The 14,088-nt window shown below is 50.7% G+C and carries 7 protein-coding genes; 5 read left to right on the forward strand and 2 right to left on the reverse strand.

Annotation, left to right across the window (positions count from 1 at the left end; all coding sequences use genetic code 11):
• The first annotated feature begins 96 nt into the window (after nt 1-96).
• A complete protein-coding gene (locus tag J2I46_RS09475) occupies nt 97-5,379 on the forward strand; it encodes a DUF11 domain-containing protein (RefSeq protein ID WP_207328759.1) in 5,283 nt (1,760 codons plus the stop codon).
• 65 nt (nt 5,380-5,444) lie between these two features.
• On the opposite strand, the gene mtgA is transcribed toward J2I46_RS09475, so the two are convergent.
• A complete protein-coding gene (mtgA, locus tag J2I46_RS09480; RefSeq protein ID WP_229379669.1) occupies nt 5,445-6,365 on the reverse strand; it encodes a monofunctional biosynthetic peptidoglycan transglycosylase in 921 nt (306 codons plus the stop codon).
• An 11-nt stretch (nt 6,366-6,376) separates the two neighbouring features.
• Nucleotides 6,377-7,492 (reverse strand): radical SAM family heme chaperone HemW, encoded by a 1,116-nt coding sequence (gene hemW, locus J2I46_RS09485; protein ID WP_207328760.1) that lies wholly within the window; start codon nt 7,490-7,492, stop codon nt 6,377-6,379.
• Between the two features lie 557 nt (nt 7,493-8,049).
• Here hemW and J2I46_RS09490 point away from each other — a divergent pair.
• From J2I46_RS09490 to J2I46_RS09505, 4 genes are all read left to right on the forward strand, one after another.
• Complete coding sequence (locus J2I46_RS09490; RefSeq protein WP_207328761.1) at nt 8,050-8,829, forward strand: LytR/AlgR family response regulator transcription factor; 780 nt, start codon at nt 8,050-8,052, stop codon at nt 8,827-8,829.
• A 6-nt stretch (nt 8,830-8,835) separates the two neighbouring features.
• On the forward strand, nt 8,836-9,969 hold the full coding sequence (locus J2I46_RS09495) for a sensor histidine kinase (protein ID WP_207328762.1): 1,134 nt from the start codon (nt 8,836-8,838) through the stop codon (nt 9,967-9,969).
• A 339-nt stretch (nt 9,970-10,308) separates the two neighbouring features.
• The gene (locus J2I46_RS09500; protein WP_207328763.1) at nt 10,309-10,671 is read left to right on the forward strand and encodes a hypothetical protein; all 363 of its coding nucleotides are present in this window, start codon (nt 10,309-10,311) and stop codon (nt 10,669-10,671) included.
• 102 nt (nt 10,672-10,773) lie between these two features.
• On the forward strand, nt 10,774-13,851 hold the full coding sequence (locus J2I46_RS09505) for a lantibiotic dehydratase (RefSeq protein ID WP_207328764.1): 3,078 nt from the start codon (nt 10,774-10,776) through the stop codon (nt 13,849-13,851).
• The last annotated feature ends 237 nt before the right edge of the window (nt 13,852-14,088 follow it).

Here is a 14,088-nt window from a genome sequence, read left to right on the forward strand (position 1 = left end):
TGTATGGGTATATATATGAACATTGTTTGTTGAAAAGATAATAGCACAATATATTGTAACCAAAATTTCCGCCTATATCTATCTGTATAAATATACATGCGTCTTTTTACTGTTTTATTCTGGAGCGCCCTCTCGCTCTGCCTGTTATTCCCTGCCATTCATTCTTGCGCCCAGTCAACCCCTCCGTTCTCGTATACGACTGACCCCCGCGACACGCTGGGCCGACAACTGGAGTTTGAGCAGCACCTTACGATTGACCCAGCACTAGGCCGGGTACCCAGCGAACGGCTTGCCGAGGAGCGGGAGCGAGTTATGAGCCAGTTAAAAAATGATGCTTCCGTTACTCAGTCAACTAGTTCAGGCGTAACGTGGCAGGAGCGTGGACCCAGCAATGCCGGCGGACGTACCCGGGCAGTGTTGTTCGACCTCGGTGATCCGACACATAAAAAGGTCTGGGCTGGTAGCCCGGTTGGTGGGCTTTGGTACACCAATGATATCACCGACGTTAACGCTACCTGGACGGTAGTCAGCGACAGTTGGGAAAGCATGATTGTTACATGCCTGGCCGCTGACCCTTCCAATCCGCAAATTATGTATGCAGGTACGGGCGATTCAGATAGAGGTAATACAGGTGGTGGTATCTGGAAAACGACAAATGGTGGCACAGCCTGGATCCGGCTCAGTAGTACCATTCCAGGTACGTCATATGGAACGCTGGCGGCCAGTTTTGGCTATATTCAGCGGTTAGTGGTGAATAGCAGCGGGCACATTTTCGCCGCCACGCGCTACGGCGTCGTTCGGTCGGCCGACGGCGGTGTCAGCTGGCAATTTGCACTGGCTCCGACGCAGGGTATCGGTGGGGTTGGGCCGGTTACGAACAACTATTATTACGATTTTGTCTCCGATCTGGAAATTGGTACTGACAATATCCTGTACGCGGCGTTCAACCCCAGTCGCGTGTTTAGGGCAAATAATTTCACTGGCCTTACCTGGACAGAAATTACCCCGGCAGGCTTGCCTGCTGGCAGCGGACGAACTGAACTGGCGTTGGCACAATCGACCAATGGGGGGAGCCAAATTATGTATGCCGTTTCGATCGGGCCTAACAGTCAGGTTTATAGCAACGATGTGAAATGGGTCAAGAAAAGTACGAATGGGGGGAGCAGTTGGACTGATGTGACGATTCCAACAACCAGTTGGGGCGCACATTTTACGAATGGCAACGGCTCTAGTTACCTTAACTTAACTGTACACCCAACAGAAGTAAACACGGTCTATGCAAGCGGATATGGCCTTTTCCGTTCTACGGACGGTGGTAGTAGCTGGATTACTCAACCAATTAGTCAGAACGCTTATCTGCAAGGAGTTTGGGGGCAACCAGCCAATACAGGGGCCGTTTTGGCTGCAGAGCGAGGTATACGCTGGTCACCTGATTTAGGAAACACAGCGTTGGTTACCCCTACGTCCATTGACCGAAATCCAGGCTATAGGGTAAGCGAGACATATTCAGCCGCCATGAAACCAGCACCGGGTAGTCCTTATTTATTAGGAACAGCGAATACTACTGGGATAATCAGGGTTGCGGGAGCCGGACTAGCCACTGGTTCTACTATTTTGGATGCTACCTCATCAAATGGGATGGCATTTATTGATGAGGATCAACCTACCATCGAGGTGGCCAACTACTGGAACAGCTACTATTTGATCAACGGCGGATCGTACAACCGATTTTTCTCTACTTACTATTCATTCGGAGCTAATCCAGCTGATTACGATAGCCAGCGTAATGTGTTATATGTCAATGATTATTCGCCAACGAACGGGTATGGAATAAGCCGCGTAACTGGAGTAGGTGGTAACAGTTCGTCTACATTTATTCCTTTGGCTGGGGAAACCTATTCGGCAACTTGCTTGAAGCTGGGCAGCAGCAAAGAAAGCTTGTTCGTTGGTGACTATTATTCCAGAATTTATAAACTCACAGCACTTTCCAATACCGCACCTACCACTGTGACAATTGCTAATGGAAGCAGTCTGCCTCTGAACAGTGCAATTTCCGGTATTGATGTGGGAGCTACTGATAATGAGTTGCTGGTCACCTTATCAAACTATGGTATTTCGTCGGTCTGGTATACTAGCAATGGGGGAATGACCTGGGAGAACAAGGACCTTTCGGGATCGGGCTTGCCTGATGTACCCGTACGAACAGGGATGTTCAATCCTCAAAATCGGAAACAGGTTATTTTGGGCACAGATCTGGGCGTGTGGACAACTAACGATATCTCGGCTACCAATCCAGGCTGGACGTCAAGCAACACCGGGTTACCGCTACTACGGGTTAATCAACTGCGCTATCGAGCGTCTGATGGCCGGTTGATAGCAGCAACTGCGGGGCGTGGTATTTTCGAGAGTAATACGCTGGCCCTTCCCTACACGCCACCGTCCATCTCAATCACGGGCATATCAAACAAAACACTTTGTGCAGGTAGCACTGTAGCCGTGTCTTTTACTACTACCGGTCTACCCGTCAATTCAGCAACCAATTACGAGGTATGGGTCTCTGATTCGACGGGTAGTTTTACGAATCAGCGGCGAGTTGGTACAGGCAGTAGCAGCCCAATCTCACTCACATTACCAACAGGTGGTTATAATGCGCTAAAATACGGGACCTCATATCAGTTCAAGGTTGTGGCACCCGACGCTGATGTGAGCTCGCCGCCGAGTGACATGATGATTATAATTGGTAATCTGGATCATGTTGACATAATTGACAGACTATCCAACATTGCTGGTAGAGTTGCCATCACATATATAAATGGCAGCGCAAGTATCTGCCCTTCTGACCAGATATTGTTATCGGCAAATGCACTAAACACCACTGGTTTTAAAGCACCAATTGATTCCTATCAATGGCTACTCAACAACAATCCTATTGAAGGGGCTACTTCTCAAACGTATCTAACAGGACAGGCTGGGATCTATAAGGTACAGGTCAGACAAGCCAATTGTCTGGTTCAAAGTCCAGATTTTACCCTTGGCAAGTCAGCAAACCAACCTACCTATATCGATTCTGACTATGGCACAGTACCACAATGTAATGATAGCCCTGCCATATTAAACATAACTTATCGTGGTGAGTTGGCTGCCATACAATGGTACCGAAACGATATAGCCATTGCTGGGGCTACATCATTTACGTATCCAGCGACACAATCTGGAAATTATAAAGTAACCGTTACAAGTACAGGCTGTTCGGTAAATGCTAATCCGGTACTTATAACCCTGGGACGGTCATTACTGGCTAATATTTACAAATTAGATACAACACTCTGCGCTGGTTCTTCTTCTGGCTACCTGTATTTGTATATGAACCCCAGTATTAGTACGAATTTTTTAAGACCGGGGAGAATGTCAGTGACCTGGTATCGAAATAATATACCTATTAATGAGGCTCAAAACCAGAATAACCTCTTTGTAACCCAGCCAGGAGCCTATTCTTACGAAGTACAACAGGCAACTTGCCGCACTCGCAGCAACGCAACTTTGGTTGAGCAGAGTACAATCATTCAGCCTGTAATCGATAGTTACCAGTTGCCAAAAACGGCTTGTCCAAATGATAGTCGAACGCTGAATAATTATGGGACGTTTACAACAAGGCAGTGGCAAAAAGACGGCGTAGACATCCCGGGTGCCACCAGTTCGTATTACACCGCGCAATCATCGGGTACTTATACTGTTCGGTGCACGAAAGGGGCATGCGTAGGTACGTCGTTACCAGTTTCTTTGACATTTGCCGATGCAATCGTTCCTGAAATAAACAGGCAAAACCGTACTGAGACGTGTGTTAGCCTTCGGCTTGACGTTCGCGATTATAATAAGCTCACTGGTACGAAAATTCAGTGGTTTAAAGATGGGGTAGCGGTTCCTGGGGCCACTAGCGCAGACTTCAATACGACACAGGCAGGCATCTATTCCGTCAGTGTTACCAGCGGAACCTGTAGTGGCTTATCGAAACCAGTGCAGACTAGTCCTTATTCTGGTACCAAGCCTGTAATCAGTGCTACACCTGCTAATGTGTGTACCAACAATTTAGTACAACTGGGTGCCACTCAGCTTCAGTATATTGTACAGTGGAAGCGGGATGGTCTTATTCTGTCAGATCAGGTATCGTCAGTTTACTACCCTGTCCAGTCAGGCTCATATAGCGTTTACACAAGCGGCAGTTGTGGTACGTTTGAATCAGACCCCGTCGAAATCAAAATTGGGGAACCAACCGCAGCTACGATCACCGGAGCCGCCTTGGTTAGCAGTGGGCAGATGGCAGTGTTACCGGTTCAACTAAGTGGCCCTGCTCCCTGGTCGTTTACGCTGAATACCGGGCAATCGGTGCAGAACACGTACCTGAACCCCTACCCGCTTAGGGTAGCGCCTTCGGCGACAACAACGTATTCCATTGCAGCCGTGCAGAATGCCTGTGGCTCAGGTACTGTCTTTGGGCAATCCACGGTAACGGTTGGCTCGGGAAGTGCCGACTTGACGCTGTCGGCGCAGGTGAGCAGCCGAGCGCCAAGAGTGAATGATATTGTGAGTTATTCATTGATCATTACCAATGAAAGTGAACAGGAAGCAACGGGCGTGCAGGTGACGAGTCGACTGCCCGCCGGGGTCGATTTCGTTGATGCACAGACAGACGGCGTTAGTGTTGCCAACGGGTTCGTTAGCGTCAATGTCGGTACGGTGAGAATCAGTTCAAACGCAATCGTAAGTTATCGGGTGCGTATTACCCAGCCAGGTACGTTCTTTACCGCCGCTCAGATTGCCGCCACCAATACCCCCGACCCCGACAGCCAACCGAATTCCGGCACCGGCGACGGAGAAGACGATGCTACGTCAGTTGATCTGCGCACGGTTGATGCCGGAGGGGGGTTGATGACCTCGGCCAACCCGAATCAGGTGCCTTTACCACGTACCCAGAGCAATCAGCCGCTAGTGGCCCCCAATACCGTTGAGCTGGCTTTGTCGTTAGCTAGCAGCGCCTTAGCGCCTAAACCATACGATGTGATTAGCCTGAGCCTCACGGTGAGCAACCGGGGCGGGGCTACAGCTACGAATATGGTCGTACAAACGGTGCTCCCCACTGGCTGGCAACTGACCAATATTGCCGGACTGGTAGTGACGGGCCAAACCATAAAGGCTTATGTACCACAGCTTTTAGCAGGTAGTCAGGCGGTGATTGTGCTACCTGTGCAGGTAAGCGCCGGTGCCGGGCAGATTCAGGCGCAGATCCTCGATGTAAACGAGTCTGTCAGTAACGCCCGGCCCGGAAACGGCTATCAAAATGGCGAACGCGACGAAGCTAGCCTGCTGCTGCGGGTTCAGTAAAGGGTCCTGAGCGCAGCGATACACAGAGGGTATGAAGCCGTTGTGTACCGCTGCGCCCAGCAATGCTATAAATTCCGGATGTATTTCTGGCCACCCAGCGCACGCATCTGGCGGGCAATCTGCCGGGTGCGGCGTTGGATGTAGCCGGATGGTTTTCTGATCGAAAACTGGATGGGGTTGGGCAACACGGCGGCAATCCGGGCCGATTCGTCGCGGCTCAGGCTGTTGGCCGAATGGCCGTAGAAGCGTTCGGCGGCGGCTTCAACACCAAAGGTCATTGGGCCGGTTTCGGCAACGTTCAGGTATACTTCCAGAATACGCTTTTTGCCCCAGATCAGCTCGATCATGACCGTAAAGTACACTTCCAGCCCCTTACGGATGTAGCTGCGGCCGTTCCATAGAAATACGTTTTTGGCTACCTGTTGCGAGATCGTGCTGGCACCCCGCGCCCGTTTACGGTACTGATTTTCTTTGATCGCATCCTGAATCTCATCGAAGTCGAAGCCCCAGTGGTAGGGAAATTGCTGATCTTCGGAAGCCACCACAGCCAGCGCAGCCTCCCGATTAATTTCTTCGTAAGGTCGCCAGGTCTTAAAAATCTTACTCGATTTTTCGGTGCCAATTGTATCCAGCTTGCGGCTGATGGTCAGCGGCGTAAACCAGACTGGCACGTATTTCAGGATAACAACCCAGGCTATCGATGCCAGAAAAAGAATGATAAAACCTCTGGTAATCAACGTGTAGGCAATGCTCAGCCACGGATGCTGCCGCATGTAGCCACGTGCCTGTCGCAGGTTTTTCCGAACGGCATAGCCCACACCTGACCGATCCGGCGGCGACTGTGTTTTCTGGGCAGGGCGCAGAGGCGTACCGGATGCAGGGCGTCCTGATGTGGGCCTGTTTGGTGAAGGCATCGGCGTAGGCTGCCGGTTGTCCGGCGGAATAGTAGGCGTTCGTAGGCGATTAACGCGCTTTTCGGGCTGCATAGTGTTGCAAATTACTCTACAAACAAATCGCTGGCCACTCGGTCGGCGAAGAGTTTGCCCGTTTCGGTCAACAGCAACACATTATCTGTTGTCTGAAGCCAGCCCGTTTCTACTAGTTTAGCCAGCTCCCGTTGTTGCTCGATCAGGAACGACTTGCCAAGTAACGCATCCAGTTCGCTGATCTGACAGCCCCAACTTGTTCGCAAGCCGGTGAGCAGGTATTCATTAACCTGGTCGGCCCGGGTCAGCTCTTCGTAGTCGGCAGGAATCTGGTTGTCTTTCAACGCCTTACTATATAATGCATTGTTGGGCACGTTATATTGTCGGCTATGACCGTTATACGAATGCGCCGAGGGGCCGACGCCCAGATACGGTTTTCGTTGCCAGTAGGCTGTGTTATGGCGGGCCAGATGACCCGGCCTGGCAAAATTTGAAATTTCGTAATGAACGTACCCGGCGTTGTTCAGGGCTGCGTCTAATTCGGTAAACTGAATGGCCGACAGGTTTTCGTCAACAGGTGTCAGCTTCCCGTTGGCGGCCCAGCGGCCAAAGGCCGTGTCAGGTTCAATTGTCAGGTTATAGGCTGATAGGTGGGGTACGTTCAGGGCTAGTGCCTTGGCCAGATCGGTGGCCCAGGTACGTTCGGATATACCGTAGATCAGATCGATACTGAGGTTATCGAAGCCCGCGTCGCGAGCGCGCTGAACGCAGATTTCGGCTTCGGTGGCATTGTGGGCGCGGTTCATCCAGCGAAGCGTTTCCTCATCGAAGGTCTGAATACCGATACTCAGCCGGTTAACGTACCTGCGGAGCATGGCCAGGTGAGTAGGGTCGGCCAGGTCATCGGGGTTAGCTTCAAGCGTGATTTCTGCTGCGGCGGCAACGGTGAAGTGTCGGTGAATGGCTTCGAAAAGATGAGCCAGTTCGGCCTCCGTTAGCAATGAGGGAGTGCCGCCGCCAAAGTAAATTGTCTCCAGTGGGGCTTTGGGTAAGTAGGTATGCCGCAGGTCTATTTCATGCGCCATTGCTTCTACTAGTTGCCGTTTTCCACGGAGATTCGTACTGAAATGAAAATCACAGTAGTGGCAGGCCTGTTTGCAGAACGGGACGTGAAGATACAGATGCATACTACCTGAATGACGCAGGTTTAGCGGATGAAGTTCCGGGCAGGTAAAGACACGGATCGGTAGTGGTACCACCTGCATATGAAAATTCCCGTCACCAAAGCTGGCAACGGGAATTTGATAATACCTGATGAGTGACTACCAGGAGATCTTGAATGACAGTGAGACTGTAGTATATGCTAGATAGAATCTATTACACACCTTTGCGTTTTTACCGGTCAGCTACCGGCAGATGCCGTTTGGTGCTGATTCTCTGACGAATCATGTTGTCTATAAGTCAGAAGGCGGAAATTGAAAAGGTAAATAGGACGTTTGGTTTCTTGATTTGGAAAAAATAGTGGTAGAATTGTCAGTTCTGGTTTCATTGAATTTACCAATTCTATATAGTTGAATACAATTGGTCAATGCGTCCATATGCTTTAGCTGCTACCCTGCCTTTGCCAGTTAATTATGTCAAAGCAAGCTTGTAATCGGTGCGTATTAAACTTATTTCGACCAATGCCCGCATTTTTTCGACCAATGAAGTCTCTTCACGGACCAATCGTTTTTATGACCGTCAAATGAGTAAGCCCATAAGTTGTTATCTGCTGGATGACGAACTGCCCGCCCATGTCGTTTTGTCAAAATTCATCAGCCGGGTTCCCTATCTGGAATTGCTGGGCCAAAACGTAGACCCATTCGAAGGCCTTGAGGAAGTACAGACCCTCAAACCCGACGTCTTGTTTCTGGATGTAGAGATGCCTGATCTGAGCGGTATGGCTTTTCTGAAATCGTTACCCCACCCCCATCCGGTGGTGGTAATGGTAACGGCTTCGCCACAATACGCTGCCGATACCTATAATTTTGAGTCGGTGACGCACTACCTGCTGAAGCCGGTGGGGTTCGATAAGTTCCTGGAGGCAATTAACCGCGTAACAAAACGACTTGGCTATACGCCAGACGGGAGTGCGGCACCCGATCTGGGCGCACCTGCCCAGCCAGTGGCCCCACCTGCTCCCGTTGTTGACCCCCGGGAGAATGTGCCATATTTTCTGGTGAAAGAAGATAAAAAATTGATTCGGGTAGCTCCCGAAGACATTGTCTTTGTAGAGGGAATGAAAGACTATCTGAAACTGCACCTGACGAGTCGACTCTTGGTGACGCACATGACAATGAGTAAATTGGAAGAGATGCTGCCCGCCTCACAGTTTTTGCGTATCAACCGGTCATATATCGTAAGGCGGCAGGCTATCGACGAAATCGACGGCAACCAGATCACGACCGTCGATGGTAAAAAAATTCCTATCGGGGTCACCTACCGCGAAGCTGTGATGAATGAATTAAAGAAAAACATGATCTGATTGTATATGCAAGCTTCATGGCTTTCGTCTCGTTTCCAATCTGTAATTAAGTCGTTGAAACGGCCAGCTACCCGCAACTGGATCAGGCGAGTGTTGCTTTGGAGTGTTATCTGGTGGGCTATCAGGTACGTCTACTTCAGTACTTTCTATAAGGCCAGTTCCTTTGCCCAGACAACAACCGCCCTGCTGCTTTTCGTGCAGACCCTGGTGATGTACTACGTGTTTGCTTACAAGGTATTTCCCCGAGCCATCTACAAACGCAGGATCGGACAATTTTTTCTGTGGCTTTCCGGGGTGTATATCGTTATTTACCAGACTAACTATTGGCTTTTTTACTGGCTACATGCCATTGGCGAAACAGGCCGGGTAGATCGGGAATCGAAGCTATTGGCAGATTGGGGAATCTTGGGATTCATCACCAGCGGGTCTGCCTTTTTCTGGACTATTTTGTGGAGCTTCCCATTCGTTGTATTCCCGCTGACGTGGCGGGTTGTGCAGGACGTGATCGGGCTACGTACCCGAACAATTCAGCTCGAAAAAGACAAACTTGTTCTGGAGCTTGATTTTCTGAAATCGCAGGTAAATCCCCATTTTCTGTTCAACACGCTCAACAGCGTGTATGCCCGGGTATTTGATATCGACGAACAGGCAGGAGACCTGATCCTGCAACTGTCGGAGCTGATGCGGTATAATTTGTACGAAACCAACCAGCCCCGCGTTGACCTTGCCAAGGAACTGGGCTACATTCAGAACTACCTTGAACTGGAACGGAACCGACTGGAAGGGCAGCAGGTACGTATCGAGTATGAACAAACCGGCGAGGTAACACCCTATCAGATTGTGCCGTTACTATTGATTGCCTTTGTTGAGAATGCTTTCAAGCACGGTGTGAAAGGTGGGCGAAAAAACGCCTACGTACGGGTAAAAGCCGAGGTTGCCGCACAAACACTACTGTTTACCGTTGAAAACAGCGTACCTCCGAAACGTCAGGTAGTTAACGACCCGATTCGAAAATCGGGCGGGGTGGGGCTCGTGAATGTGCGCAGAAGGTTGGGTACGTTGTATCCCGACCAACATGAACTGCGTATCAGCCCAGGAGAAGGCGTTTATGCCGTCAGTGTGGCTATTAAGCTCTGCTGAGCGTGTTCATCGACCAATTGCGTCTATTGGTCGAAAAACAGCTGTCTATAAGTCGAAAGTTGTTGAAACAGCCCCTCTGACTCTCGTACGTTTGTATAAGTCGATGTAGCACATACGGCTTATATACTAACTAGAGTCATTCAGGTAATCAACCACATATCTACTTATCAGCGTCATGAAAGCTCAAGCTGCCAACACCACTCCACGTCTTACTCTAAAAAAAGAGCGTCTCGTCTGTCTGACTACGCTTTATAACACAACCAAAAGCAGCGGGCGAACTGCTACAACCGTTTTTACGGTCCTCCAATAAGTTGTAACGCGTAAACCGTCTATACTGTCATGTTACAGACTTGTCATCTCCTAAACTATAATAGTGCGAGTCGAAAGCAACTCACGCACTGTCTCCGTCGGGCTAGTTGGTTAACTGAAGGCCAGTCACGTACGTTTTCAGACGAGCTGCCTGCTCAACTGGAACATGCAGATCAAGACTTAATATTTGTTCATCTGTCTGACCCTGAGCCGCTAATTCCCGTAAACTTCAGGGAGTTGCTTTCCCGGCACGCGTCTATCATCGTTACGTCTCCCTATCCTGTTCAGCTATTCAGGAAGTTACCCTTCGTTCCGTTCGATTTTCTGACCGAACCGCTTACCTTCGACCGGTTCGAGACCAGTCTGGAAAAGTACGTTGCCATTCACGGGTAGAACGCTGTTTTTTGCCTGACCTGACCATCGGTGTAATTTTCGTGGCATAGCCTGATCGTGTGCCTTATCTTAGACAGTGCCCTTCTCCAGGATACCGTCTGCATGATCCAGCTATATGATTTTTTTGTACTGCGCCGCCCGGCATACTCAGTCAGCAGGCTAGTTCAGTTTTATGAACAGCTGTCTACTCAGTCATTAGATACGTCACTTCGGCATTTCTATCAGGATACGCTGGCGCAGGAAGCGCTTCTGGCCGCTTCGCCCGTTCTCTACGAACGGTTCAGCCATTGGCTGCTCGGGCAGATACTGCCCGAGCAGAAGAAACTGCTGACCACCCTGCACAAGTATGCGATTCGCATGTGCAGCCGCCCAACGCCCTATGGCTTGTTTGCGGGCTGCAGTACCGGCGAATATGCCGCCCAATCGAACCTGAGGGCGGCTTCGTTGGCCACATTACGTACCTACACACGCGTCGACATTGATTGCCTGCAGGCCATCTGTAACTGGCTGACCGCTCTGCCTGCCATTCGTTCGCAACTACGGCTCTATCCGAATTCTTCACTTTACCCGGTTGGGGCATCGTTGCGCTATGTCGAGCAACAGAGCGCTTCGGGCAAACGGCATTATTTCATCAGTGCCGTTGAGGTAGATACCTACCTGACCCAACTACTCGAGGCAGCACAACACGGCGCCACCATTGCAGAGCTGACCAACCTGCTGACAGACGTACCCATCGACGAAGCTACAGATTTTGTGGAACAGCTGATTGATAGTCAGTTGCTTAAATTCGATATTGACCCTGCCATTACAGGTCCGAACTACCTGAATCAACTGATTGGGCGACTGGCAGAATTGCCAACGGCTACCACCGAAACCGAGGCTCTACGTGATCTGTTGAGCCGGTTGAATCAAAGTAACCGGCTGTTGGCTTACACCCAGACCCGGCAATGGTTTAGAGAGCAGGGCATAGAACCACCAACAGCCGATGTGGTACAGGTGGATTCCTATTTCGACGCAACGAAGCTGGCGATCAGTACCAAGGCTATGCAGTATCTGCAACGCGATCTGGAAAAGCTGCTTGTACTAAACCAACCCGCACAAAGCCCGGATCTCGACTCGTTTAAACGCCGGTTTTATACCCGCTACGAAGAAGAAGAAATTGCCCTGTCGCTGGCACTCGACAGCGAATTCGGCATTGGGTATGGTCAGGCCTCTACGCAGGGAGTGGGCTACGCGCCGTTGATCGATGACCTGACCTTTCAGGCAAAAACGGCCCCAACCGCCCCCACCTCTACAACCTGGGACTGGTGGCAGAGTCTGGTTATTGATAAATACGCCGATGCGCTCAGAACCCAACAGACGGAGATCGTTCTCACCGACGATGACCTGACCTACATCGGCCGTCAGCAAACCCGAACCGCTCCGCTGCCAGCCAGCTTTTATGCGTTCGGGTCGTTACTGGCGCGGTCAGACAAGGCGATCGATGAGGGCGATTTTCAGTTTAACTTACTCGCCTGCAATGGTTCATCGGCGATGAATCTACTGAGCCGGTTTGGTGAGGGTGATGCCGAACTGGCCAGCCGGATTCGGGCGTCGGCTGCGGCTGAAGAAGCGCTGCAACCCAATGTGATTATTGCCGAGATCGTTCACCTGCCCGAGAGCCGGGTAGGCAATGTTCTGGCCCGCCCGCGCATTCACCAATTTGAAATTCCTTATCTGGGTCAGTCATCGGTAGCGATAGAGAACCAGATTATGCTGGCCGATCTGATGGTGTCGGTGCGTAATAACCAGGTGGTGCTGCGGTCGAAACGATTAAACAAACGCATAATTCCACGGCTGACTACCGCGCATAATTTCTCGCAGGGATTACCAATTTATCGTTTTCTGTGCGACTTGCAGGCTCAGGACGCCCAGTTGACCGTGGCCTGGAACTGGGGTGTTCTGCGCGACCAGACGTACCTGCCGCGTGTACGATACCGCCGGGTCATTGTGAGCCGGGCCACCTGGCAACTTCAGTGTCATACGCTTACTCCCGATAACCCGCTGAAACTGGTTGCGCAATTAACGGCGGCGGGCCTGCCCGAGCAGTTCATGATAGCTCAGGCCGACAATGAGCTGCTTATTTCGATGCACGTACCTGAATCACTGGATTTGCTCATTCAGGAAATTCGGAAAAACGCGCAGGTTCGCCTGGTCGAGTTCCTGTACGAACCGGAAAAATGCCCCCTTACAGCTGGTCGGGAATCATACGTTCACGAATTGATCATCCCTTTCTACAATACCAGCACCCCCCCGTTGGCCGACCTGAGCCAGCCGCCCATTCAGTTGCCACAACGCCGTTTTTCGGTCGGTAGCGAATGGTTCTACCTGAAAATATACCTGGGCGAGAAAGCGTCAGACACGTTACTGGTGCAGGCCGTTTATCCGGCTGTGCAACAACTGATTCATATGCAGATTGTACAGGCATTTTTCTTCGTGCGTTATCAGGATACTGACCCGCATTTGCGCCTGCGTTTCCGGGGTAACCCTCATGTTGAGTTTTACCAGTATGTGGTGCGGGCCATGCAGCAGGCATTGCAGCAGGCCGTTATGTCGGGCGTGGTACATCGGGTGCAGGTCGATACATACCAGCGTGAACTGGAACGCTACGGAATAGACTACATTGACCAGTGCGAAACGCTTTTTTACTACGACAGCCTGTCGACCCTGACGTTTCTGACCCAGTGTGACGGCTTGTTCGACGAAGATACCCGGTTTGCCGTTGGTGTGGCTAAAATTGATCGACTCTTAACCGGACTTGGCCTGTCGCTGCCGCAACAACGGCAGTTGATGACCGGGCTGAAAGAGCAGTTCTTCGTCGAATTTGGCGGAAAGCTTCCCCTGAGGCAACAACTCAACGAGAAGTACCGGTCTTATCTGCCCGTAATTGAGCAGGCGCTGACCCGTGAATTTATGCCCGGGAGCGCCATGTGGCAGTGGGATGATCTACAAGTCACTGTTCTCCGGCAACTAGCTCAGGCCATTACAGAGCCAGTTCAGCTACTACAGCTGGCAGGTAGCCTGATTCACATGACCATAAACCGGTTGTTCCCGTCGAAGCAACGGGTATATGAGCTGGTGTTGTATCACTGTCTGGCCAAACAGTATGATTCAGTGCTGGCCAGAAGAAAAGCCATGTAAGGGGATGGCGCATCAGCAACCATCCGGTTCTGAACAACGTACCTGACAGCAGCAAACTAGGCGGTAAGTAACGTTATTTTTTGGGGCAACTCTTACAACGCTTACCCTTTTTGTACTTTTTGCAGCAGGTTTTGAGCACACAGTCTGGCGTGTTACGCAGCGTATTGCTGAAGAGAGGAAGCGGAAAAAACGCGGATGGTACAGACTGATCTGATTCGTTTTCTTGAAGCATGTTCA

Source organism: Fibrella forsythiae, from assembly GCF_017353175.1.
In the GTDB taxonomy this organism is placed as follows: Bacteria; Bacteroidota; Bacteroidia; order Cytophagales; family Spirosomataceae; genus Fibrella; species Fibrella forsythiae.

Coding starts and splice junctions, on each gene's coding strand:
- J2I46_RS09475 (WP_207328759.1), top strand. CDS start 97: ATGCGTCTTTTTACTGTTTTATTCTGGAGCGCCCTCTCGCTCTGCCTG.
- mtgA (WP_229379669.1), bottom strand. CDS start 6,365: ATGCAGCCCGAAAAGCGCGTTAATCGCCTACGAACGCCTACTATTCCG.
- hemW (WP_207328760.1), bottom strand. CDS start 7,492: ATGCATCTGTATCTTCACGTCCCGTTCTGCAAACAGGCCTGCCACTAC.
- J2I46_RS09490 (WP_207328761.1), top strand. CDS start 8,050: ATGAGTAAGCCCATAAGTTGTTATCTGCTGGATGACGAACTGCCCGCC.
- J2I46_RS09495 (WP_207328762.1), top strand. CDS start 8,836: ATGCAAGCTTCATGGCTTTCGTCTCGTTTCCAATCTGTAATTAAGTCG.
- J2I46_RS09500 (WP_207328763.1), top strand. CDS start 10,309: ATGTTACAGACTTGTCATCTCCTAAACTATAATAGTGCGAGTCGAAAG.
- J2I46_RS09505 (WP_207328764.1), top strand. CDS start 10,774: ATGATCCAGCTATATGATTTTTTTGTACTGCGCCGCCCGGCATACTCA.